The following is a 22058-nucleotide window of genomic DNA, read 5'->3' on the forward strand; positions in this document are numbered from 1 at the left end:
GAGGCCCCCGCGGCCCCCGAGGCCCCCGAGGCCGAGGTGCCGAACGCCCGTACCGACCTGGTGGCGGTCCGCCGCCGGGGCGCGGGAACGGACCTCGCGCCGAATGCGTAACAGCGAACTGCTGGCCCTGGACCGGGCACACGTCTGGCATCCGTACGGCCCCATGCCGGGCCGTACGGACCCCCTGGTCGTCGCGTCCGCGTCCGGGGTGCGGCTCCGGCTCGCCGAACCGGTCCATGGTCAGGCCGAGTTGATCGACGGCATGTCCTCGTGGTGGTCGGCGATCCACGGCTACAACCACCCCGTGCTCAACGAGGCGGTGCGCGACCAGCTGGACCGGATGAGCCACGTCATGTTCGGCGGACTCACCCACGAGCCGGCCGTCCGGCTCGCCACGCGTCTCGTGGAGATCACCCCCGAGCCGCTGCGGCATGTCTTCCTCAGCGACTCGGGCTCGGTCTCCGTCGAGGTCGCGGCCAAGATGTGCCTGCAGTACTGGCGCTCGTCGGGACGCCCCGGCAAGCAGCGGCTGCTGACCTGGCGAGGCGGCTACCACGGCGACACCTGGCAGCCGATGTCGGTGTGCGATCCCGAGGGCGGGATGCACGAGCTGTGGTCGGGCGTCCTGCAGCGCCAGGTCTTCGTGGACGCGCCGCCCGCCGCGTACGAGGAGTCGTACGCCGAGCTGCTGCGTCGGAGCATCGCGGAGCATGCGGACGAGCTGGCCGCGGTGATCGTGGAGCCGGCTTCGGCCGTACCGGCGCGCTGTTCGCCGCCGACCACGCCGGTGTCTCGCCCGATGTGATGTGCGTAGGCAAGGCGCTGACCGGCGGTTATCTCTCGATGGCGGCCACTTTGTGTACGACGCCGGTGGCCGAGGGGATCTCGCGCGGCGAGGTCCCGGTCCTCGCGCACGGGCCGACGTTCATGGGTAATCCACTGGCGTCCGCGGTGGCCTGCGCCTCGATCGACCTGCTGCTGTCGCAGGACTGGGCGGTCGAGGTCAAGCGGATCGAGGCGGGGCTCCGTGACGGGCTGGCGGAGGCCGCCGCGCTGCCGGGCGTGCGGGACGTACGGGTGCTCGGCGCTGTCGGCGTCGTCCAGCTCGATCACCCCGTCGACATGGCCGCGGCCACCGAGGCCGCGGTGCGGGCGGGCGTATGGCTGCGGCCGTTCCGCGACCTGATCTATGTGATGCCGCCGTTCGTGACCGGGGACGAGGACGTCGCTCGCGTCTGTGCGGCGGTACGCGCGGCCGCGTCGGCCGGCTGACGGCGGCACGGCGGTCGGCACAGGGCGGTCGGCACACGGCAGCCGCGCTCAGCAACCGCAGTCGGGCACACGGACACAGCACACGGACACGGACACGGCAGAAGGGACACCACACATCATGAGCGTGATCGTCGTCAGCGGTACGGGGACCGAGATCGGCAAGACGATCGTCACCGCGGCTGTGGCCGCCGTGGCCACGGCCCAGGGGCGGTCGGTCGCTGTGCTCAAGCCCGCGCAGACCGGACTCGGTCCGGGCGAGCTGGGAGACGCGGACGAGGTCGTACGGCTCTCCGGGGCGGCGGCCTCCGCCGAACTGGGCCGGTTCCCCGAGCCGTTGGCGCCCGCCACGGCCGCCCGGCGGGCGCGAACGGCGCCGGTCGGGCCGCAGGAGGTCGCCGAGGCGGCCGCGAAGCTGGCCGCCGAACACGACCTGGTCCTGGTGGAGGGCGCGGGCGGGCTCCTGGTCCGTTTCGACGAGGACGGCGGCACGCTCGCCGACGCGGCCCGCCTGCTCGGCGCGCCGGTCCTCGTGGTGGCACCGGCAGGGCTCGGCACACTCAACGCGACCGCGCTCACGGCCGAGGCGCTGCGGGCGCGGGGCATCGAGCAACTGGGGGTGGTGGTCGGCAGCTGGCCGGCCTCCCCCGATCTGGCCGAGCGCTGCAATCTGGAGGATCTGCCGGAAGCGGCCTCGGCGCCGCTGCTGGGCGCCGTGCCGGAGGGCGCGGGGGCGCTGGACCCGGCCGAGTTCCGTGCGCGCGCGGCCGAGTGGCTGGCTCCGGCGCTGGGCGGGGCATGGGACGCGACGCGGTTCACCGCGACGTTCGCCGCGAGCGAGCGGCCCTGAAACACGCGGTGCCGAGACGAGCTGGTCGTGTATGCGCGGCGCCGAAACGAGCGATCGTGTCACGCGCGGCGCCGAAACGAGCGGCCGTGTCACGCGCGGCGCCGAAACGAGCGGCCGTGTCACGCGCGGCGCCGAAACGAGCCGCCCTGATCCGTAGGGTGGATGTATGCGTGCACACGTTCAGGAGATCGTCTTCGACTGCGCCGATCCGGCGGGGCTGGTGCGGTTCTGGGCCGAGCTTCTCGGCGGGGCTCCGGTCGACCGGAGCCCCGACTGGTCGTACGTCGAGCCGCCGGGGTTCGTCCGGATCGCCTTCCAGCAGGTCCCCGAGGGCAAGGCCGTGAAGAACCGGCTCCATCTGGATGTGGAGGTGGCCGAGCTGGAGGCGGCGGCCGACGAGGCGACACGCCTCGGGGCGGAGCGGGTCGCCTCGATCGTCACCGACGACCACGGGGCCTTTCAGGTGATGCGCGACCCCGAGGGCAACGAGTTCTGCTTCGTGGCGGGCTGAGCGGGCCGGTTCGCGGGCAGAATCCCCCTGTCCGGTTCCGTTTCCGCTTCTGCGCCTGCTTCCGCTGCTACGCATCGGAACGTCGGAGGAGGTCCGCGATGTCATCGCGTTCCACCCGGGTCCCCCGGGACGCCGTCCACCACCCTCTCTTCGCCCGCTTCTACGCGCGGTTCAGCGTCTCCGCCGACGAGAAGGGCGGAATCGGCGCCCTCCGTACGGAGCTGCTGGCTGGCCTGTCCGGCCGGGTGATCGAGATCGGTGCGGGGAACGGCCTGAACTTCGCCCACTATCCCCGTACCGTCTCCGAGGTCGTCGCCATCGAACCGGAGCGGCATCTGCGGCAGTTGGCGGCCGACGCCGCCCTGCGCGCGGACGTGCCGGTGGATGTGGTGCCCGGCGCGGCTGAGGCTCTCCCGGTGAAGAGCGAGGCCTTCGACGCGGCGGTGGTCTCGTTGGTCCTGTGCTCCGTGCGGGATGTGCCGCGGGCGCTCGCCGAGCTGCACCGGGTGCTGCGCCCGGGCGGCGAACTCCGCTTCTTCGAGCACGGGTTGGCGCCGGGCCGCGGGATGGCCCGGACCCAGCGGGTCCTCGACCGGACGGTGTGGCCGCGGCTGTTCGGCGGCTGTCACACGGCCCGCGCTCCCCTCGCCGCCATCGAGGCGGCCGGGTTCGAACCGACCGGGCATCGCAGCCTCCTCGTCCCGGAGAAGGGGCCCCGACTTCCCACGTCCTTCTGTGTGTTGGGGGCCGCGCGGCGGGATTAGCGGGCGGTGGCGTACGTTCGGTGGACATCGGCAAAGAGATCGACACCGACAGGGGGAGACGCCATGACGTTACCGTTCCGCTTCGCTGTGAACATGCTCAGGCCGGGGACCGGCGAGGAGTGGCGGGCGCGCTGCCGCCGCGCCGAGGAGCTGGGCTACGACCTGATCCTGGTCCCCGACCATCTGGGGATGCCCGCACCGTTCCCGGCCCTGGTCGCGGCGGCCGAGGCCACGACCCGGCCGCGCGTCGGCACCTTCGTGCTCAACGCGGGTTTCTGGAACCCGAGCCTGCTGGCCCGCGAGGTGACCACGACCGACGCCCTGACCGGGGGGCGGCTGGAGCTCGGACTCGGGACGGGCTATGTGCGCGAGGAGCACGAGCGGGCGGGGATCGAATTCCTTCCGCCGGGCGCCCGGGTCGACCATCTGACGCGGACCATCGAGGAGCTGGACCGGGTCCTCACCGAGGAGGGCTCGCCCCGCCCTCCGCTGCTGATCGGCGGGAACGGAGACCGTGTCCTGCGTCTCGCCGCGCGGCACGCCGACATCATGGCCTTCGCCGGTGGGCGTACCGAGGGAGGCTCCGTCACCGTCCTGTCTCCGAAGGAGATGGACGAGCGGGTGGCCACGTACCGCCGGTTCGAGAAGGAGGCGGGACGTGCCGAGCCCGCCGAACTGAACCTGCTGCTCCAGCGGGTCGTCGTGACCGACGACCCCGCTTCGGCGGTGGCGGACTTCCTGCCGTACGTCTCCCATCTGAGCGAGGAGGAGGTGCGGGACCTGCCGCTGCTCGCGGTCGGCGGTGTGCGGGAGATCGCCGACCAGCTGCGTGAGCGGCGTGAACGGTACGGGTTCTCCTACCTCACGGTTCTGGACGACGCCATGGAGGCCTTCGGCCCGGTCATCGAGGAACTGCGCGAGAGCTGAGCGGGAGCTGAGCGGGAGCTGAGCGGGAGCTGAGCAGCCGGGGGCGAGGGCCCCCGGGGCCGGGGCGCCCGCATGGCGAAACGCGGTCGACGGGCGGCCGGAGACGGTGGTGGGATGCGGTGCATGACCGACGTGCGCATCCGGGCCGCGGAGGCGGCCGACCTCGACGCCGTGCTGGCCTTCTGGAAGGTCGCCGCCGAGGGCACCAGCATCAGTGACGACCGTGCCGGCATCGAGCGGCTCGTCGCCCGCGACCCCGAGGCGCTGATCCTCGCGGAGCGCGGCGGCGAGCTGGCCGGCACGGTGATCGCCGGCTTCGACGGCTGGCGCTGTCACCTCTACCGGCTCGCCGTCCATCCGGACCACCGCCGCCGGGGTGTGGGCGGCGCCCTGCTCGCGGCGGCGGAGGAGCGCTTCGTGGGGCTCGGCGGCCGACGGGCGGACGCCATGGTGCTCGATCGCAACACCCTCGGGCAGCATGCGTGGCGCGCGGCGGAGTACGGCCCCGAGGAGCAGTGGACCCGCTGGGTGAAGCCGCTGCCGACCGCCCGCTGAGCCGACCGAGAAGCGATCGAGGATTGATCGAGGATGATTGATAGGTGGTCGAGGGGTGAGCACCGGACTGCTTTGCCCACCCTTTACCATGGGTACTTCATTTCCTGACGACCGAAAGGTGTGAGCGTCCGCCCATGGGCGAGCCTCCCAGTACCGAACGACATCGAGCGATCCCCGTGCCCCTGGCTGATCATGGGACGGAGGTGAACCGATGATTGAAGTTCTTCTGCTCCTGGTGGCGCTGCTGCTCTCGCTCGCCTGCGGCGCCTTCGTCGCGGCCGAGTTCTCGCTGACCACCGTCGAGCGATCCGAGCTCGAGCGCGCCGTGGAGCGTGGTGAACGCGGCGCGGCGAGTGCCCTCAAGGCCGTCAAGTCGCTCACCTTCCAGCTCTCCGGTGCCCAGCTCGGCATCACGGTCACCAACCTGGTCGTCGGCATGCTCTCCGAGCCCTCGATCGCCAAGCTGATCCGCGGACCGGTCGAAGACATCGGCCTGCCCGCCTCCGTGGCCTCCTCGGTGGCCCTGGTCATCGGCACCGCCCTGTCGACCGTCGTCCTGATGGTCGTCGGCGAGCTGGTCCCGAAGAACTGGGCCATCTCCTCGCCGCTGGCGATCGCCAAGCGGGTGGCCACCCCGCAGCGGATCTTCACGGCGGCCTTCAAGCCGCTGATCAGCCATCTCAACAACACGGCGAACCGGATCGTGCGCCGGATCGGCATGGAGCCGGCCGAGGAGCTGGCCTCGGCCCGTTCCCCGCAGGAGCTCGTCGCCCTGGCCCGCCATTCCGCCAAGGAGGGCGCGCTGGCGGCGGACACCGCCGAACTCTTCGTACGGACCCTCAATCTGGCCGAGCTGACGGCGGAGAACGTCATGACCCCGCGGGTCCAGGTCACCGCGCTCGAGGTGCAGGCCACCGCCGAGGACGTCGCGAACGCGACTCGCGCGACCGGCCTCTCCCGCTTCCCCGTCTACCACGGGAACCTCGACACGGTGGTCGGCATCGCCCACATCAAGGACGTCCTGGCGATACCGGCCGCCGAGCGGCGCCTCCGGCGCATCGGGGACATGCTGCGCGAGCCGCTGCTGGTCCCGGAGACACTGACCGTGGACCGGCTCCTCGACCGGCTGTCGGGCAAGCAGACGATGGCGGTCGTCATCGACGAGTACGGCGGCACGGCCGGCGTCGCGACGCTGGAGGACATCGTGGAGGAGGTCGTCGGCGAGGTGCGCGACGAGCACGACCCGCACGAGACGCCGGATCTGGCACCGGCGGGTGTCGACGCGGACGGGCGTGAGCTCTGGTCCGCGGACGGCGCGGCGCGCACCGATCAGCTGGAGGCGATCGGTCTGCGGGTGCCGGACGGTCCGTACGAGACGCTGGCGGGTGTCCTCGCCACCGAGCTGGGGCGGATCCCCGCCGTCGGTGACAGCGTGGAGCTGGCCGGCTGGCAGCTCGAAGTCGTGGACGCCTCGGGTCGCCGGGCCGCACGGGTGCTGATGCACGTGCCGCCGGCACAGGACGCCACGGCGACCGGGGAGGCGGGCCGATGACCGCGATCCAGTTGCTGATCGGCTTCCTGACCCTGGTCGTGAACGCCTTCTTCGTCGGCGCGGAGTTCGCCCTGATCTCCGTCCGCCGCAGTCAGATCGAACCGGAGGCGGAGGCGGGGAACCGGCGCGCTCGCAGCGTCATCTGGGGTCTCGAGCACGTCTCCGCGCTGCTCGCCGCGGCGCAGCTCGGCATCACGCTGTGCACCCTGGTGCTCGGTATCGTCGCCGAGCCGGCCATCGCCCACCTGCTGGAGCCGGTCTTCGACGCGGTCGGCGTGCCGCACGGCCTGGTGCACCCGATCTCGTTCGTGATCGCGCTGGCCGTGGCGACCTATCTGCACATGCTGCTCGGCGAGATGGTGCCGAAGAACATCGCCCTGGCCGAGCCGACGCGCACCGCGCTGCTCCTCGGCCCGCCGCTGGTCGCCGTCGCCCGGGCACTGCGCCCGGTGATCTTCGCGATCAACGCCTTCGCCAACGCGCTGCTCAAGCTGTTGCGCGTGGAGACGAGGAACGAGGTCTCGGCGACGTTCTCGGACGACGAGCTGGCCAGGATGGTGACCGACGCCGGCGTCGCCGGTCTGCTCGACGACCGTGCGGCCGAGCGGCTGCACGACGCCCTGGAGCTCGGCCGCCGCCCGGTGCGGGACGTGGTCATGCCGCTGGAGAAGGTCGTGTACGCCGCGGTGGGCACGACGCCCGAGGAGCTGGAGGCGCTGGCCGCGCACTCGGGCTTCTCCCGCTTCCCGGTGGTCGACTCCGGCCGGCGGATCCTGGGCTACCTGCATGTGAAGGACGCCCTGGACGTGGCACCGCGCCATCTGCCCTTCCCGGTGTCGGCCCTGCGGCCGATCGCCCGGGTCAGGGCCGCCACGCCGATGGACGACGTACTGACGGCGATGCGCCGCAGCCGTACGCACCTGGCGGCGGTCCTGGACGAGAACGGCAAGCTGGCCGGACTCGTCACGATGGAGGACGTGCTGCGGGAACTGGTGGGACGGCCCACGGCGACGTAGTTCCACGGTTGCCGTGAAGTTCGGGGCCCGGGGCGCGCTGTGCGCCCCGGGCCCCGTCGCGTCCTACGGCCGTGGCGGCGCGCCCGGCGGGGTCCCGCTCGCGTCGCGCCGGACCTGGTGCGGGTCCTGGGTGAGGCCGAACCCCTGCGAGACCTTGAGGAGCTCCTCGCGCCAGGGGCCGGGCGGCTGCCGGAGCGCGGCCTCGCGGAAGAGCCCGTCCAGGGTGCGACGGTCGGCGGCCTGGAGGCGGCTGAGGGTGTGGGCGGTGCTCTCCAGCCATGTCAGCGCCGTGTCGGGGTCGAGGGTCTCGTCGTCGCAGGTCTCGACGACCGTCACCAGCTCGGCCAGCGCCTCCGCCAGCATGTTCAGGAGTGCGTCGCTCACCGGTCTCCCCTCCCCGGATCCGGCGGGCTCCCGCTCCCATACCGCGCGGTATGATCGCTTCCGCCATGGAGATGAATGCCACCTACACCAGTCTTGTCGCCGTGGGCGACAGCTTCACCGAGGGTATGTCGGACCGGCTGCCCGACGGGACGTACCGAGGGTGGGCGGACCGCCTCGCGGCCCGGCTGGCCGCCCGTACGCCCGATTTCCGGTACGCGAACCTCGCGGTACGGGGGAAGCTCATCGGTCAGATCGTCGCCGAGCAGGTGGACATGGCCGCCGCCATGAAGGCGGACGTGGTGACCCTCGTGGGCGGGCTGAACGACACCCTGCGCCCGAAGTGCGACATGGGGCGGGTCCGCGGTCTGCTCACGGAGGCGGTCGAGAGGCTGGCACCGTCGTGCGGACAGCTGGTCCTGATGCGCAGCCCGGGCCGGAACGGTCCCGTCATGGAACGCTTCCGCCCCCGCATGGAGGAGCTCTTCGGGTACGTCGACGAGCTCGCCGCCCGGCACGGCGCCCTGGTGGTCGACCTGTACGGGGCACCGGCGCTCGGCGACCAGCGGATGTGGGACGTCGACCGGCTCCATCTGACCGACGAGGGACATCGGCGGGTGGCCGAGGCCGTGTGGCAGGCGCTGGGCCTGGACCCGGAGGACGACTGGCGGGCACCGCTGCCGCCGGCCGTGCCCCCGCGCTGGGTGACCCGGCGGGTCGGCGACGCGCGCTTCGCCAGGGAGCACCTGGGTCCGTGGATAGGGCGCCGCCTGACCGGCCGCTCCTCCGGCGACGGCCGCCCGGCCAAGCGCCCGGACCTGCTGCCCTTCGAGCCGCCCACGGCGTAGCGCCCGGCCCGCGGCGGCCCATCCGGGCGCCGGGACGTCGGCGTGACGAGCCGGCGTAGCGGCCGGCCCGCGGCCCGTACGGGCGCCAGGGCGGCGGCGTGACGGGCGTCTCGTAGCAAGAGACAAACCCGGCCGTGGCGCTGGCCTGCAGAAACCGCCAGTAGAATCTGGTCACGTGACTGCTGTGACTGCGAAGCCCCGCATCCCCAATGTCCTGGCCGGCCGCTACGCCTCCGCGGAGCTCGCCGTCCTCTGGTCCCCCGAGCAGAAGGTGAAGCTGGAGCGCCAGCTGTGGCTCGCCGTGCTGCGTGCCCAGAAGGACCTCGGGATCGAGGTTCCGGACGCGGCCCTCGCCGACTACGAGCGCGTGCTCGACCAGGTCGACCTCGCCTCCATCGCCGAGCGCGAGAAGGTCACCCGGCACGACGTCAAGGCCCGTATCGAGGAGTTCAACGACCTCGCCGGGCACGAGCACGTCCACAAGGGCATGACCTCGCGCGACCTCACCGAGAACGTCGAGCAGCTGCAGATCCGGCTCTCGCTGGAGCTGATGCGCGACCGCGCCGTCGCCGTGCTCGCCCGCCTCGGCAAGCTCTCCGGCGAGTACGCCGAGCTCGTCATGGCCGGCCGCTCCCACAATGTCGCCGCCCAGGCCACGACGCTCGGCAAGCGTTTCGCCACGGCCGCCGACGAGCTGCTGGTCGCCTACGGCCGCCTGGAGGAACTGCTCGCGCGCTACCCGCTGCGCGGCATCAAGGGCCCGGTCGGCACCGCGCAGGACATGCTCGACCTGCTCGGCGGCGACGCGGCCAAGCTGGCGGAGCTGGAGCAGCGCATCGCCGGTCACCTCGGCTTCGCGCAGGCCTTCACCTCCGTGGGCCAGGTCTACCCCCGCTCGCTCGACTACGACGTCGTCACCGCGCTCGTCCAGCTGGCCGCCGCTCCGTCGTCGGTCGCCAAGACGATCCGGCTGATGGCCGGCCACGAGCTGGTCACGGAGGGCTTCAAGCCCGGCCAGGTCGGCTCCTCCGCCATGCCGCACAAGATGAACACCCGCTCGTGCGAGCGCGTCAACGGCCTCATGGTCATCCTGCGCGGTTACGCCTCGATGACGGGCGAGCTGGCCGGTGACCAGTGGAACGAGGGCGACGTCTCCTGCTCGGTGGTCCGCCGCGTCGCGCTGCCGGACGCGTTCTTCGCTCTCGACGGTCTTCTGGAGACCTTCCTGACCGTGCTCGACGAGTTCGGCGCCTTCCCGGCCGTCGTCGCCCGCGAGCTCGACCGCTACCTCCCCTTCCTGGCCACCACCAAGGTCCTGATGGGTGCCGTCCGCGCCGGGGTGGGCCGCGAGCTCGCCCACGAGGCGATCAAGGAGAACGCCGTCGCCTCCGCCCTCGCCATGCGGGAGCAGGGAGCCGAGCGCAACGAGCTCCTCGACAAGCTGGCCGCCGACGAGCGGATCCCGCTGGACCGGGCGCAGCTCGACGCGCTGATGGCGGACAAGCTGTCGTTCACCGGTGCCGCCGCCGACCAGGTCGCCGCCGTGGTCTCCCGTGTCGAGGAGATCGCCAAGCAGCACCCCGAGGCCGCCGCGTACACCCCGGGGTCGATCCTCTGACCGGGTTCTCGCCCGAGGAGCTTCGGGCCGCTCGCGACCGCCTCGTCCCCGACGTGGTCGCGAGCGGCCTTTCCGTGCTCTTCTGCGGCATCAACCCGGGGCTGATGTCGGCGGCCACCGGCCACCACTTCGCGCGCCCCGGCAACCGGTTCTGGCCGGTGCTGGAGCTGTCCGGCTTCACCCCGCGGCTGCTGAAGCCGTCGGAGCAGGAGGAACTGCTCTCGTACGGTCTGGGCATCACGAACGTCGTGGCGCGGGCGACCGCGCGGGCCGACGAGGTGAGCGACGAGGAGTTCCGCGAGGGCGGCAGGCTGCTGAGCGAGCGGGTGGAGCGCTTGCGGCCGCGGTGGCTGGCGGTCGTCGGCATCACCGCGTACCGCACGGCGTTCGGCGAGCGCCGTGCCGTCGTCGGCCCGCAGGAGCGGACCGTCGGGGAGACCCGGATCTGGGTGCTGCCCAACCCGAGCGGGCTCAACGCGCACTGGACGGCGCGGTCGATGGCGGAGGAGTTCGCCAGACTGCGGGAGGCCGCGGGGGTCGAGGACCGGCGGCGCGGCGGCGGACCGGGCGAAGCGCTCAGGGCGGGTCGACCGTCGTGACGACGGCGAGGAGCTGGAAGGGCAGCTCCTTGTCCCAGTTCGAGACGCCGAGGGCCGTCCAGCGCCCCTCGACCCGCCACAGGTGCAGGTCGGGCGTGTGGCAGCTCAGACCGGACCAGGGCTGCGGTATGTCCTCGCCCTCCATGCCGCGCTCCAGGAGGGGCCAGAGCCCCATGATCTGCGGCGGCCCCCAGCGCTCGGCGAGCAGGACCGACAGCGCGTCGCGTTCCGCTTCGTACTGGTCGCCGACCTCGGAACGGCGGGTGCCGTCGTCCTCCCAGAACTCCTCGCTCGTGGCCAGCTCGGCGATGTGGAAACCCGGGCCGCTGTCTCCCAGCTCCGTCCTTCCCGGCGCCGCCGGGAAGGCGCGGGAGCGGAGTAAGTCGATCGCCGCCAGGTGGTGTGCCGTGGTCATGACTCCAGTAAAGCGCCGCCCACTGACAGTTGGCGTTCCGTCAGACGCGCGGGCCCTCGCCCGCGTGCTCCGGGGGCCGTGCCGTCCGAGGGCGGCACTCGCCGCGCCCCCGGGCATTGAGTACCATCCGGCCAACATGTGCACGAGCTGGGAGGACACACGGTGGGGCGGCTGACCGGCGGGGATCCGTCGCTGCTGCGGCGGATCAATTCCGCAGTGGTACTCCATGCTCTGCGGGGCGCCGACGCGCTCACGTTCACTGACCTGACCCGGGTCACGGGGCTGTCGCGGCCGACGGTCGAGGGCGTCGTCGAGGGGCTCGTCGTCGGTGGTCTCGTCGTCGAGGCGGCGCCCGAGGAGGGTGAGGCCAGGCGGCAGGGCCGGCCGGCCCGAAGGTTCCGCTTCCGGGCGGAGGCCGGGCATCTGCTGGGTATCGAGATCGGCCCGCACCGGGTCGCCGCGCTGCTCTCGGGCCTCGACGGGCGGATCATCGGCGCCGGCGCCCGCGAGGTCTCCGAGACGGCTCCCGAGGACGAGCGTCTGGAACGGGTCCGCACGGTGGTCGCCGACGTGCTGCGCAGGGCCGGGGTGCCGCGCGCCAACCTGCGGGCGGTCGGGGTCGGGACGCCCGGGATCGTGGAGGCGGACGGCACCGTACGGCTCGGCACCGCGCTGCCGGGCTGGACCGGTCTGGCGCTCGGGGAGCGGCTGAGGCGGTCGTTCCGGTGCCCGGTCCTGGTGGAGAACGACGCGAACGCCGCGGCCGTCGCCGAGCACTGGAAGGGCGCGGCGACCGACTCCGACGACATCGTCTTCGTCCTCGCCGGGCTGAGCCCGGGCGCGGGTTCGCTGATCGGCGGGCGTCTGCACCGGGGGTACGGCGGTGCGGCCGGGGAGATCGGGGCGCTGCATCTGCTGGGCAGAGGGGTGACCCCCGAGCATCTGCTGTCGACCACGGACGAGCCTCTCCATCCGCTGGACGAACAGGCGGTCGCCGACGTGTTCACGCTGGCCCGTGGGGGCGACGCCCGGGCCGAGGCCGCGGTGGAGCGTTTCACTCAGCGTCTGGTGCACGACGTGGCGGCCCTGGTGCTGGCGCTCGACCCGGAACTGGTGGTGATCGGCGGCTGGGCCGCCGGCCTGGACGGCGTCCTGCAGCCGCTGCGCGACGAACTGGCGCGCTTCTGCCTGCGCCCGCCTCGGGTGGTCCTGTCGATGCTGGGCGAGGCGGCGGTGGGTACGGGCGCGCTGCGGCTGGCCCTGGACCACGTGGAGGAGCAGCTCTTCGCGGTGGACGCCACGGTGACGGCCCGCCGCTGACCGGCGGGGCGACGCGACGGCACGATGCCGGCCCACCGGCGGGGCGACGCGACGGCACGGCGGCCTGCGCGCCGCGCGAAGGGTTCGGCGGCCTGCGCGCCGTGCGAAGGTTTCGGGGGCCGCGCGAGGTTTCAGGGCCGTACCCGGGCCGCCCGCTGTCGGCCCGCGGGCGGCCGGCCGCCTCACGGGCGGGGTCTTCCTCGGCGCAACGGTGGTCCATGGCGCGTGTTCGACGCCGTCCACGAGGCGCGCCCCGGACCGGCAGAGCGCCCGTCGGGGGACGTCGACGACGCGAGCCCGTGAGGGAGGGCCGTCGGTGCGGCTCTCCCTCACGGGCTCGGGTCTTCGGAAGGGGGCGGGCCCGTCAAGAGGCCATCACGAGGTCGCCGGAGTCGCCGAAGGTCAGCCGGCAGGTGTCGGCGCGGTACGTGGCCACGGAGACCGCTGCCGTGCGGCCCTCGGAGAGGTAGCGGGTGGTCACGACGAGGACCGGGGCGCCCGGCAGACGGTCCAGTTCCTTGGCGTCGTCGGCGCGGGCGGAGCCGAGTTCGACGGCTCGGTCCTGGCCGTCCAGGGCGAGGCGCTGGAGTTCGCGCAGCACGCTGCGCGCGCGGGCCGGTCCGGTCGGGGTGTCGATCGCGGACAGCTCGGGGACCGAGCCGGACGGCACGTACAGGAGTTCGGCCGCGACCGGCTGCCCCTGCGTGACGCGCAGTCGGCGCACCGCGTGGACCTGCTCGTCGGGCTCGATGTCGAGGAGCCGCGCCACGGCGGGGGGCGCCACGGCGGAGGAGGCGTCCATGGACTGCCAGGTCTCCTCGGCGACGCCGGGCCAGGTGTGCTGGGTGGTGGAGACGTCCACGCCCACGCGGGGCGGGGCGACGGTCGTACCGACGCCGCGGCGGCGCTGCAGGCGGCCTTCCAGCTCCAGCTGCTCAAGGGCCTGACGGAGCGTCGCCCGGGCGACGCCGAAGCGCGCGGCGAGTTCCCGCTCGTTGGGGAGGATCTCGCCGACCGCGAAGTCGGAGTCGAGCGCCTCGCCGATCACGGTCTTGAGGTGCCAGTACTTCGGCTCCGGCGCCGATTCCAGCTGCGTGGTCCCCACCCTGATCCTCCGCAATCGCCGTGCCCCGGCGGTTTTCCGCGCCCTTGTTTATTAAAGGTTCCTGCACTAACTCTGCGACCATAAGACGGCGCACCCCCTTGGTCAAGACCAATGCTCCTCCGGGTGCCCCTGAATGCGGGCTTCTGATGTGGATCGTTCACAGGACGTTCGCGCTGCGGTGAGCCCCGCGCAGCACAGTGCCCCGCCTCCGGACCGGAGACGGGGCACCGCGTGGCAGGGGTCGCCTCAGCCGATGTCCACCGCGTGCAGCTTGTCCGGGTTGCGCACGATGTAGACGCATTGGATGCGCCCGTCCCGCACCTCGATCTGGAAGAGGGCGTCCGGCTTGCCGTCGGCGAGCGCGAGCAGCGCGGGCGCTCCGTTGACCTCCATGAAGCGGAACTCGAAGGCGTCCTCGGCTCCCTGGGCGACGGCGGCGAGGAACCGGCCGACCTTGTCCGCGGTCTCCATGATCCGCAGCGGCGCCTTGGCCTTGCCGCCGCTGTCGCCGACGAGGCGTGCGTCCGGGGCGAGGAGGGCCATGAGCTGTTCGAGGTCCCCGCCGGCCGCGGCGGCGAGGAAGCGCTCGGTGAGGACGCGGCGCTCGACGGGGTCCACGTCGTAGCGCGGCCTGCCCTCGTCGACATGGCGGCGGGCCCGGCCGGCGAGCTGGCGGACGGCGGCCTCGGAGCGGTCGAGCGCGGTGGCGATCTCCCCGTAGGGGAAGCCGAAGGCCTCGCGGAGGACGAAGACGGCGCGTTCCAGCGGGGAGAGGGATTCGAGGACGACGAGGACGGCGAGCGAGACGGAGTCGGCGAGCATGGCGCGCTCGGCGGTGTCGGGGGCGGCCGGCCCGAAGTCGGTGACGACGGGTTCGGGCAGCCAGGGGCCCACGTAGGACTCGCGGCGCGACTGGACCTGGCGGAGCCGGTCCAGGGCGAGCCGGGTGGTGATCCGTACGAGGAAGGCGCGCGGTTCGCGGACGTCCTCGCGGTCCGCCGCCGACCAGCGCAGCCAGGCGTCCTGGACCACGTCCTCGGCGTCGGCGGCCCGGCCGAGCATGCGGTAGGCCACGCCGGTGAGCAGGGGGCGGTGTTCTTCGAAGACGTCTGTCGCTGTTTCGGTCGCCACCGCCTCATCCCAGCCGACGGGGTGGGTACCTGTCCAGTTCGGTCCAGGCTCTTGAACTCATTGCTACCGGACGGTAATTCTTGCTGACAGGGCGTCTAAGAGGTGTCTCAGAGGTGTCGACGACAGGGAGCCGGCGCATGTCCGCACAGATCTCGTTCACGACCGAGTCCCCGCAGGGGCCGCGCACGGTGTCCGTGGCGTACGAACGCAGGGGCGTGGGCGAACCGTTGCTGCTGCTCCACGGCATCGGGCACCACTGGCAGGCCTGGGAGCCGGTCCTCGACATCCTCGCCGCCGAACGCGACGTCATAGCCGTCGACCTGCCGGGCTTCGGCGCCTCGGCCGCGCTGCCGGCGGGCTGGGCGTACGACCTGTCGACCGTCGTGCCGGTGCTCGGCGCCTTCTGCGAGGCCGTGGGTGTCGAACGGCCGCACGTGGCGGGCAACTCGCTGGGCGGACTGCTCTCCCTCGAACTCGGCAGGGCGAAGCTGGTGCGCTCGGTGACCGCCCTGTCCCCCGCCGGATTCTGGTCCGAGAGCGAGCGACGGTACGCCTTCGGGACGCTGCGCGCGATGCGGGCCGCCGCGCTCTCGATGCCCGTACCGCTGATCGAGCGACTGTCCCGCAGCGCCGCCGGGCGGACCGCCCTGACCAGCACGATCTACGCCCGCCCCGCGAGGCGCTCACCCGAGGCGGCGGTCGCCGAGACGCTCGCCCTGCGCACGGCGACCGGCTTCCGGCAGACCCTGGAGGCCGGCCGGACCGTGCTGTTCTCCGACGACGTGCCCGCCGTGCCCGTCACCATCGCCTGGGGCACCCGCGACCGGCTGCTGCTGCGCAGGCAGGGCGTCCGCGCCAAGCGGACCATCCCCGCGGCCCGGCTCGTGCGGCTGCCGGGTTGCGGGCATGTGCCCATGAACGACGACCCGGCTCTTGTCGCGCGGGTGATCCTCGACGGCAGCCGCTGACCGTCCCGCCCGGCTGAACAGGCCGGTGCCCAGGGCCGCCCCGGCACCCACCAGGACACTTCCCGCGGCCTGCGGCAGACCGAAGCCACCGGTCGAGACGAGCACCGCGGTCAGCGCCGCGGCGACCGGGATCGCGCCGGTGAAGAGAGTGGCCCGCTCCATGCCGATCCGCTGAACGCCCATGTAGAACAGGACGAATCCGACGACCGTGGCCAGGGCGGCCTGCCAGACCAGGGCGCCCGCCTCCACGGCCGTCGGCAGCCGCAGGAACACGCCGCCGTCCACGAGCGGAGCGAGCAGGGCCGACTCGACGGCGGCGATGCCGCAGACCACGGCAGTGAGGAGCTTCGGCCCGAGCGGGCGCAGCACCGGTACGGCGAGAACGGTGAAGCCGACCTCGCCCGCCAGTGCTCCTACCGAGTAGGAGATGCCGGCCAGATCGGTACGGCCCCACCCCTGCACCGTGAACGCGCCGGCGGCGACGAGCAGAGCGCCGTACAGGACCGGACGGCTGGGCCTGCGTCCCTCCAGAAGGGGCACGAGGCCGGCGACCACGACCGGTGCGCATCCCACCAGAACGCCGGGGACGGCGGGTTCCGCGGTGCGCTCCGCGGCGAGGACGGCGAGGTTGAAACCGACCATGCCGACGGCGGCGAGCAGGGCCAGGCGAACCCATTGACGGGCGGTCAGCGCCCGGAGCGGAGCGAGCCCGGCCGGGCCGAGGAGAGGCAGCAGGAGGAGGCAGGCCGCGCCGTAGCGCAGGGCCTGGCCACCGGCGTACGGGTAGTCGCCGAGGAGGCTGTTGGCGGTGAAGGAGGCACCGACGAGGGCGTAGGCGAGGGTCACGAGGAGCGCCCCTCGCAGGGAGTTCGCGTTCATGCTCCCGACGCTAGGAACGCGGGCGGTCCGGTTCGAGGTCCACTTCCATGACGACTTCGGGGACCACTTCCGGGAACAGCGCCGGGAGCGCTTCGGGGTGGAGGGATCCTGCGGGAGTTCCGGCTCAAGGGCACGGCGTCCACCGGGGATCGCGTGTATCGCGGGCGTATCGAAATTCGCATACGCCACCGCAACGGCCCTCCGTCTCCCATGGAGGCATGGACCACAACGCATCCCTGTCAGCACCGCCCCGCCGCACGCGCCGGATCGTGCTCCTCAGCCTGGTGATCGTCGGCGTGGCGAGTGCCCTCTTCGTCGTGCGGGGGCCGCTCATGATGGCCGCCCCGATGTGCATGGCCGGGCAGTGGCAACGCTGCTTCGGTACGTTCAACGGTGTGGTGCTCATCACGTTGGTCGCGCTGCCGTTGGCCACGTTGGTGGTGTGGGCTCTGGCGCACCGTCGGCGTGCCGCCGGCGTCGCATCGGCGTGGCGGATGTCGCTGGCCGAGGTGGGCATGGTCCACGGGACGGTGCCGTTCCTCTGGATGACCCTGATGCCGGGCGCGGGCGCCGGCGTCGTACCCGGCCGGTTCAGCCTGGTGCCGCTGCGGGACCTGATCACGATGGGGCCGCTCGGGATCGTCGGCAACCTGCTGGTCTTCGCGTCGCTGGGGTTCTTCGCCCCGATGCGGTTCGCGGCGCTGGCGTCCGTGCCGCGGATCCTGGCGCTCGGGGCGGGCTGCTCGGTCCTGGTCGAAACGGCGCAGTACGTCCTGCGCCTTGACCGGGTGTCCTCCGTGGACGACGTACTGGTCAACGCCGCCGGCGCCGTGCTGGCCGCGCTGGTGTCGCGCCGCTGGTGGCGCACTACGACGGAGACGCCGTCGGACCGGCCTCGCCCCGCGCCGCTGCCGGTGTCGGCGGGCTGAGTCGCGTGTCCGGTGTGCACATGTCTTTGCATATGTCGGCGATATGTTGTGTTGCTTAGGCTTCGGACATGCGCGTACTGATCGTGGAGGACGAGCCCTACCTGGCCGAAGCCGTCCGTGACGGCCTCCGGCTGGAGGCGATCGCCGCCGACATCGCCGGCGACGGCGACTCCGCCCTGGAACTGCTCAGCGTCAACTCCTACGACCTCGCGGTCCTCGACCGCGACATCCCCGGCCCCTCCGGTGACGAGGTCGCCCGGCGCATCGTCGCCTCCGGCAGCGGCATCCCGATCCTCATGCTCACCGCCGCCGACCGGATCGACGACAAGGCGACCGGGTTCGAGCTCGGCGCCGACGACTACCTGACCAAGCCGTTCGAGCTGCGGGAGCTCGTCATGCGGCTCCGGGCGCTCGACCGCAGACGCGCATACGCCCGGCCCCCGGTCCGAGAGATCGCGGGCCTGCGCCTCGACCCCTTCCGCCGGGAGGTCTTCCGCGACGGACGCTACGTCGCGCTCACCCGCAAACAGTTCGCCGTGCTCGAAGTCCTCGTCGCCGCCGAGGGCGGGGTCGTCAGCGCGGAAGAGCTGCTGGAACGGGCCTGGGACGGGAACGCCGACCCCTTCACCAACGCCGTCCGCATCACCGTCTCCGCATTGCGCAAACGGCTCGGCGAACCATGGATCATCGCCACGGTGCCGGGCGTCGGCTACCGCATCGACACCGGCTCCGACACCACGCTCCCGGGCAGTACGCATGCGTAGACGCCCGGGGCTCAGCGTCCGACTGAGACTCACCCTCAGCTACGCCGGGTTCCTCGCCGTCGCCGGAGCTCTCCTGCTGGCCGTGGTGTGGGGTTTCCTGCTGCGCTACGTACCCGACAACTCCCAGGGCCTTCTGTGGACCTCGCCCAACCGCTACCTCCTGGTGCGCATGTTCGCCCCCGCCGCGGCCGTGGCGATGGCCTTCCTGCTCGTGTTCGGTCTCGTCGGGGGATGGATCCTCGCCGGCCGGATGCTCGCACCGCTCACACGGATCACGACCGCGGCACGGACAGCCGGGAACGGATCGCTGTCCCACCGGATCCACATGGAAGGCCGCCAGGACGAATTCCGTGAACTCGCCGACGCGTTCGACACCATGCTCGGACAACTCGAGTCGCACGTCGCCGAGCAGCAGAGGTTCGCCGCGAACGCCTCCCACGAACTGCGCACCCCGCTGGCCATCTCGCAGACGCTGCTCGACGTCGCCCGTAGGGACCCCACGCGGGACCGAGACGAGCTCTTCGAACGCCTGCAGGCTGTCAATACGCGCGCTATCGACCTCACCGAGGCCCTCCTGCTGCTCAGCCGCAGCGACCGCGGGAACGTCACCCGCGAGAGCGTCGACCTCTCCCTCGTCGCCGAAGAGGCCGCCGAAACCCTGCTCCCCCTCGCCGAACATCGCGGGATCACGCTCGACGTCACCGGCGCAGCGACACGGACCAGCGGCTCCGCGGAGCTCCTGCTGCGGATGGTGACGAACCTCGTCCAGAACGCCATCGTCCACAACCTCCCCGCCGGGGGCACCGTGACGGTCCACACCGAAGCGCAAGGCGACGCGAGCCTGGTGCGGGTCGAGAACACGGGCCGTCCGCTCCCACCGGAACTGGTGCCGACCCTCACCGAACCCTTCCAGCGCGGAACGGAACGCGTACGCACCGACGAGCACGCCGGCGTCGGCCTCGGCCTCGCCATCGTGCACAGCATCGTCCGCGCCCACGACGGGACCCTCGACCTGGTCCCCCGCCCCGCCGGCGGTCTCCTCGTCACGGTGCGGCTTCCCGGCATGCCGTAGGCAGAGGCTTTCGGGTTCGTTGCGAGAACCTGCGGGCTTCGGCCCGGCGGCCGTCGCACCGGCGCACCGGCTGCCCTGGGATGTGAACTCGGGGCAGCCGGAGGCACTGCCGTGGCGTGCTTCGTAGGATCGCCGGCATGGCGCTGCGACCTGTTCAGGTGAACGTAAAGGCTCTTGACGGCTCGGCGGTCGGCCGGTTCTGGGCGGAGGCGCTCGGCTGGAGTGCTTACAGCCCCGGCGTGACCACCTACGTCGGACCCGCCGGCGGCCTCGTCTGGCCGGACCCGGTCGCCGTCTGCGTCGATGTCGTTCCCGTACCGGAACCCAAGACGACGACGAAGAACCGTGTGCACCTCGATCTCGCCACCACCTCCGCGGCCCATCAGGCGGAGTTGGTCGCGCGCCTCCAGGCCCTCGGAGCGACGCCCGCCGACGTGGGCCAGGGCAGAGTGCCGTGGACGGTCCTCGCCGACCCGGAGGGCAACGAGTTCTGCGTGCTGGAGCCTCGGGAGATCTACCGGGACACCGGGCGGATCGCCCGGGTGGTGGTCGACTGCGCGGATCCGCGGGCCATGGCCCGGTTCTGGGGTGAGGCGATGGACTGGACCCTGCACGAGGTGACCGGCGATCATGCGGTGTTGCGCTCCGCCAAGGGTGTCGGCCCGTATCTCGAGTTCCTCCGTACGCCCGGTGTGAAGACGGTGCCGGACCGCGTCCATCTCGACCTGCTGCCGTACGCCGGTGACGACAAGGAAGCCGAGGTGGCCCGGTTGCGGGCCCTCGGCGCGACCGACCTCGACCTCGGCCAGGGCGACGTCCCGTGGACGTGCCTGACCGACCCTGAGGGCCACGAGTTCTGCGTCCTCGCGCTGTCCTGACGCGGAGTCCTGTGCCGTGGTCTCGAAGCGGCATACTCGTCCGCGTGGAACCGCAGGGGGCAAGATCGTCAGACAGAATCGTGATGGCCTTGGATGAGACAGCCGCCACGGGCCGAGGTCCACACGCCGGAGGGGACCGTTTTGAATGCGGGCCTCCGGCGGGGAGCGGTCACCTCGTTCCGACGGGCGGGCAGCCGGCGTGGGAGTTGTTGCTTCCGGCGGCCGCCGCCCCGGCCCGGCGGCGTGGCAGGGCACTTCAGGAGGCGCTGCGCGAGGCGGTGCGCACGGGCCGTCTCATGGCCGGGACCCGGCTGCCGTCGAGCCGCGAGCTCGCCGCCGACCTCGGTGTCTCGCGGGGTCTGGTGACCGAGGCGTACGAGCAGCTCACGGCCGAGGGCTATCTGCGCAGCGGCCGCGGGTCCGGCACGTGGGTGGGCGACGCGGCGCGGGCGGCCGCCTCGCAGCCCGCACGGGATCTGGCACCGCGCACACCCGGCGTGCGGGTGGACTTCCACCCCGGTACACCGGACCTGGCACTCTTCCCCCGAGCCGCCTGGGCCGCGGTACAGCGTTCGGTTCTGGCGGGGCTGCCCCATCGGGCGCTCGGCTATCCCGATCCGCGCGGGCTGCCGGAGCTGCGGACCGCGCTGGCGGGGATGCTGGCCCGGCGGCGCGGCGTGGTGGCCGATCCCGAACGGCTCGTGGTGTGCTCGGGCGTGGCACAGGCGTCGACCCTGATGGGCTTCGTCCTGCGGGCGCGGGGGATCGCCACCGTCGGCATCGAGGACCCCGGCAGCCCGGAGCACAGCCGGCTGTTCGCCTCCACCGGCGTGGAGACGACGTGGCTGCCGATGGACGAGGAGGGGCTGCTGCCCGGTCCGCTCGCCGCGTCGGGGGTACGGGCCGTGGTGACCACCCCCTCGCACCAGTTCCCCTCCGGGATCGCGTACTCCGCGACCCGCCGTGCCGCGCTCCTGGAGTGGGCGCGGGCGGTGGACGGCTACATCCTCGAGGACGACTACGACGGCGACTTCCGTTACGACCGGGCGCCGGTCGGCGCACTGCAGGGGCTCGATCCGGAACGGGTCGCGTACACCGGCTCGGTGAGCAAGTCGCTCGCGCCGGGGCTGCGGCTCGGCTGGATGCTGGTGCCGGAGGACCTGGTGGCGGAGGTCGTGGAGCGCAAGCGGACCATGGACCTGGGCAATCCGGCCCTGGACCAGGCGCTGCTCGCGGAGTTCGTGACCCGCGGCGGCTACGACCGGCAGCTGCGACGCTGCCAGCGCGCGTACCGGGAGCGGCGGGACGCCTTGGTCGCGGCTCTGGAGGAGCACTTCCCGGGCACCGGGGTGAGCGGGATCGCGGCCGGGCTGCACATCATCGCGCGCCTGCCGCGGCGTTACGGTCCGCCCGCGCGCTTCGTGGAGCGGGCGGCGTCCGCCGGGGTCGCCCTGCGCCCCCTGGAGGAGTACGGGACGGCACGGCCGACGGACGGAGCCGTCCGGCTGGTCATCGGGTACGCCCACCTGACCCCGTCCGAGATCGCGCGGGGGATCCAGCTGGCGGCGGAGGCATGCGGGGCCGGCGGGGTTCGTCGAGCCTGACGGACCGGACGGACCGGACGGGCCGGCGGGCCGGCGGGGACGGGGCGGTGCCCACGACGGAGGGGCCGGGGGGCCGGGGGGCGTGCCCGTTCTGTTCATACGG

The 22058-nt window shown here is 72.6% G+C and carries 21 protein-coding genes and 2 pseudogenes; 18 read left to right on the top strand and 5 right to left on the bottom strand.

Going from position 1 to position 22058, the window contains the following annotated elements:
- The first annotated feature begins 103 nt into the window (after positions 1-103).
- From J7E93_RS20310 to J7E93_RS20345, 8 genes and pseudogenes are all read left to right on the top strand, one after another.
- Positions 104-1272: pseudogene (locus J7E93_RS20310) on the top strand (aminotransferase class III-fold pyridoxal phosphate-dependent enzyme).
- A gap of 118 nt (positions 1273-1390) precedes the next feature.
- Entirely contained in the window at positions 1391-2119 is a 729-nt protein-coding gene (bioD, locus tag J7E93_RS20315) for a dethiobiotin synthase (protein ID WP_215071336.1), read from the top strand.
- A 166-nt stretch (positions 2120-2285) separates the two neighbouring features.
- Complete coding sequence (locus J7E93_RS20320; protein ID WP_215071337.1) at positions 2286-2630, top strand: VOC family protein; 345 nt, start codon at positions 2286-2288, stop codon at positions 2628-2630.
- 98 nt (positions 2631-2728) lie between these two features.
- Positions 2729-3394, top strand: coding sequence for a class I SAM-dependent methyltransferase (locus J7E93_RS20325; RefSeq protein WP_215071338.1), 666 nt, complete (start codon positions 2729-2731; stop codon positions 3392-3394).
- 63 nt (positions 3395-3457) lie between these two features.
- A complete protein-coding gene (locus tag J7E93_RS20330; RefSeq protein WP_215071339.1) occupies positions 3458-4321 on the top strand; it encodes an LLM class F420-dependent oxidoreductase in 864 nt (287 codons plus the stop codon).
- A gap of 72 nt (positions 4322-4393) precedes the next feature.
- Positions 4394-4876 (top strand): GNAT family N-acetyltransferase, encoded by a 483-nt coding sequence (locus tag J7E93_RS20335; protein ID WP_215071340.1) that lies wholly within the window; start codon positions 4394-4396, stop codon positions 4874-4876.
- Between the two features lie 211 nt (positions 4877-5087).
- Positions 5088-6428 (top strand): hemolysin family protein, encoded by a 1341-nt coding sequence (locus J7E93_RS20340; protein ID WP_215071341.1) that lies wholly within the window; start codon positions 5088-5090, stop codon positions 6426-6428.
- Positions 6425-7444 carry a hemolysin family protein gene (locus tag J7E93_RS20345; protein WP_215071342.1) on the top strand — a complete coding sequence of 340 codons (1020 nt, stop codon included), beginning with the start codon at positions 6425-6427 and terminating at the stop codon, positions 7442-7444. The genes J7E93_RS20340 and J7E93_RS20345 overlap by 4 nt, the downstream gene beginning before the upstream one ends.
- A 63-nt stretch (positions 7445-7507) precedes the next feature.
- On the opposite strand, the gene J7E93_RS20350 is transcribed toward J7E93_RS20345, so the two are convergent.
- On the bottom strand, positions 7508-7828 hold the full coding sequence (locus tag J7E93_RS20350; protein ID WP_215071343.1) for a hypothetical protein: 321 nt from the start codon (positions 7826-7828) through the stop codon (positions 7508-7510).
- A 65-nt stretch (positions 7829-7893) separates the two neighbouring features.
- Here J7E93_RS20350 and J7E93_RS20355 point away from each other — a divergent pair, with 65 nt between their 5' ends.
- From J7E93_RS20355 to mug, 3 genes are all read left to right on the top strand, one after another.
- Positions 7894-8673 carry an SGNH/GDSL hydrolase family protein gene (locus tag J7E93_RS20355; RefSeq protein WP_215071344.1) on the top strand — a complete coding sequence of 260 codons (780 nt, stop codon included), beginning with the start codon at positions 7894-7896 and terminating at the stop codon, positions 8671-8673.
- A gap of 175 nt (positions 8674-8848) precedes the next feature.
- Positions 8849-10291: an adenylosuccinate lyase gene (gene purB, locus J7E93_RS20360; protein WP_215071345.1), complete on the top strand. Its 1443-nt coding sequence runs from the start codon at positions 8849-8851 to the stop codon at positions 10289-10291.
- Complete coding sequence (gene mug, locus J7E93_RS20365) at positions 10288-10890, top strand: G/U mismatch-specific DNA glycosylase (RefSeq protein ID WP_215071362.1); 603 nt, start codon at positions 10288-10290, stop codon at positions 10888-10890. Before purB ends, mug begins: the two co-directional genes overlap by 4 nt.
- Here the strand turns inward: mug and J7E93_RS20370 are convergent.
- The gene (locus J7E93_RS20370) at positions 10868-11305 is read right to left on the bottom strand and encodes a hypothetical protein (protein WP_215071346.1); all 438 of its coding nucleotides are present in this window, start codon (positions 11303-11305) and stop codon (positions 10868-10870) included. The genes mug and J7E93_RS20370 overlap by 23 nt on opposite strands.
- 162 nt (positions 11306-11467) lie before the next feature.
- Here J7E93_RS20370 and J7E93_RS20375 point away from each other — a divergent pair, with 162 nt between their 5' ends.
- Positions 11468-12625 carry an ROK family protein gene (locus J7E93_RS20375; protein ID WP_215071363.1) on the top strand — a complete coding sequence of 386 codons (1158 nt, stop codon included), beginning with the start codon at positions 11468-11470 and terminating at the stop codon, positions 12623-12625.
- Positions 12626-12989: 364 nt separating this feature from the next.
- On the opposite strand, the gene J7E93_RS20380 is transcribed toward J7E93_RS20375, so the two are convergent.
- Complete coding sequence (locus J7E93_RS20380) at positions 12990-13730, bottom strand: GntR family transcriptional regulator (protein WP_215071347.1); 741 nt, start codon at positions 13728-13730, stop codon at positions 12990-12992.
- A 246-nt stretch (positions 13731-13976) separates the two neighbouring features.
- On the bottom strand, positions 13977-14861 hold the full coding sequence (locus tag J7E93_RS20385) for an RNA polymerase sigma-70 factor (protein WP_215071348.1): 885 nt from the start codon (positions 14859-14861) through the stop codon (positions 13977-13979).
- A gap of 137 nt (positions 14862-14998) precedes the next feature.
- Here J7E93_RS20385 and J7E93_RS20390 point away from each other — a divergent pair, with 137 nt between their 5' ends.
- Positions 14999-15829, top strand: coding sequence for an alpha/beta fold hydrolase (locus tag J7E93_RS20390; RefSeq protein WP_215071349.1), 831 nt, complete (start codon positions 14999-15001; stop codon positions 15827-15829).
- 42 nt (positions 15830-15871) lie between these two features.
- Here the strand turns inward: J7E93_RS20390 and J7E93_RS20395 are convergent.
- A pseudogene (locus J7E93_RS20395) lies at positions 15872-16942 on the bottom strand (DMT family transporter); the annotation flags it as partial.
- Here J7E93_RS20395 and J7E93_RS20400 point away from each other — a divergent pair.
- The 5 genes from J7E93_RS20400 (at position 16927) to J7E93_RS20420 (ending at position 21955) form a co-directional block, all read left to right on the top strand.
- A complete protein-coding gene (locus J7E93_RS20400) occupies positions 16927-17637 on the top strand; it encodes a VanZ family protein (RefSeq protein ID WP_215071350.1) in 711 nt (236 codons plus the stop codon). The pseudogene J7E93_RS20395 and the gene J7E93_RS20400 overlap by 16 nt on opposite strands.
- A 68-nt stretch (positions 17638-17705) precedes the next feature.
- On the top strand, positions 17706-18401 hold the full coding sequence (locus tag J7E93_RS20405) for a response regulator transcription factor (RefSeq protein WP_215071351.1): 696 nt from the start codon (positions 17706-17708) through the stop codon (positions 18399-18401).
- Positions 18394-19473 (top strand): HAMP domain-containing sensor histidine kinase, encoded by a 1080-nt coding sequence (locus J7E93_RS20410; protein ID WP_215071352.1) that lies wholly within the window; start codon positions 18394-18396, stop codon positions 19471-19473. The genes J7E93_RS20405 and J7E93_RS20410 overlap by 8 nt, the downstream gene beginning before the upstream one ends.
- Positions 19474-19610: 137 nt before the next feature.
- The gene (locus J7E93_RS20415; RefSeq protein ID WP_215071353.1) at positions 19611-20351 is read left to right on the top strand and encodes a VOC family protein; all 741 of its coding nucleotides are present in this window, start codon (positions 19611-19613) and stop codon (positions 20349-20351) included.
- A gap of 83 nt (positions 20352-20434) precedes the next feature.
- Positions 20435-21955 (top strand): PLP-dependent aminotransferase family protein, encoded by a 1521-nt coding sequence (locus tag J7E93_RS20420; protein WP_215071354.1) that lies wholly within the window; start codon positions 20435-20437, stop codon positions 21953-21955.
- The last annotated feature ends 103 nt before the right edge of the window (positions 21956-22058 follow it).

It is taken from the genome of Streptomyces sp. ISL-36 (assembly GCF_018614205.1).
Lineage (GTDB): Bacteria > Actinomycetota > Actinomycetes > Streptomycetales > Streptomycetaceae > Streptomyces.

Bases quoted from the DNA above. Each gene is read 5' to 3' on its own strand.
- J7E93_RS20415 (WP_215071353.1), top strand. From the start codon at position 19,611: ATGGCGCTGCGACCTGTTCAGGTGAACGTAAAGGCTCTTGACGGCTCG.
- J7E93_RS20370 (WP_215071346.1), bottom strand. From the start codon at position 11,305: ATGACCACGGCACACCACCTGGCGGCGATCGACTTACTCCGCTCCCGC.
- J7E93_RS20355 (WP_215071344.1), top strand. From the start codon at position 7,894: ATGGAGATGAATGCCACCTACACCAGTCTTGTCGCCGTGGGCGACAGC.
- J7E93_RS20325 (WP_215071338.1), top strand. From the start codon at position 2,729: ATGTCATCGCGTTCCACCCGGGTCCCCCGGGACGCCGTCCACCACCCT.
- J7E93_RS20330 (WP_215071339.1), top strand. From the start codon at position 3,458: ATGACGTTACCGTTCCGCTTCGCTGTGAACATGCTCAGGCCGGGGACC.
- J7E93_RS20320 (WP_215071337.1), top strand. From the start codon at position 2,286: ATGCGTGCACACGTTCAGGAGATCGTCTTCGACTGCGCCGATCCGGCG.
- J7E93_RS20420 (WP_215071354.1), top strand. From the start codon at position 20,435: ATGGCCTTGGATGAGACAGCCGCCACGGGCCGAGGTCCACACGCCGGA.
- J7E93_RS20345 (WP_215071342.1), top strand. From the start codon at position 6,425: ATGACCGCGATCCAGTTGCTGATCGGCTTCCTGACCCTGGTCGTGAAC.
- J7E93_RS20410 (WP_215071352.1), top strand. From the start codon at position 18,394: ATGCGTAGACGCCCGGGGCTCAGCGTCCGACTGAGACTCACCCTCAGC.
- J7E93_RS20390 (WP_215071349.1), top strand. From the start codon at position 14,999: ATGTCCGCACAGATCTCGTTCACGACCGAGTCCCCGCAGGGGCCGCGC.
- J7E93_RS20335 (WP_215071340.1), top strand. From the start codon at position 4,394: ATGGCGAAACGCGGTCGACGGGCGGCCGGAGACGGTGGTGGGATGCGG.
- bioD (WP_215071336.1), top strand. From the start codon at position 1,391: ATGAGCGTGATCGTCGTCAGCGGTACGGGGACCGAGATCGGCAAGACG.
- J7E93_RS20400 (WP_215071350.1), top strand. From the start codon at position 16,927: ATGGACCACAACGCATCCCTGTCAGCACCGCCCCGCCGCACGCGCCGG.
- J7E93_RS20405 (WP_215071351.1), top strand. From the start codon at position 17,706: ATGCGCGTACTGATCGTGGAGGACGAGCCCTACCTGGCCGAAGCCGTC.
- J7E93_RS20340 (WP_215071341.1), top strand. From the start codon at position 5,088: ATGATTGAAGTTCTTCTGCTCCTGGTGGCGCTGCTGCTCTCGCTCGCC.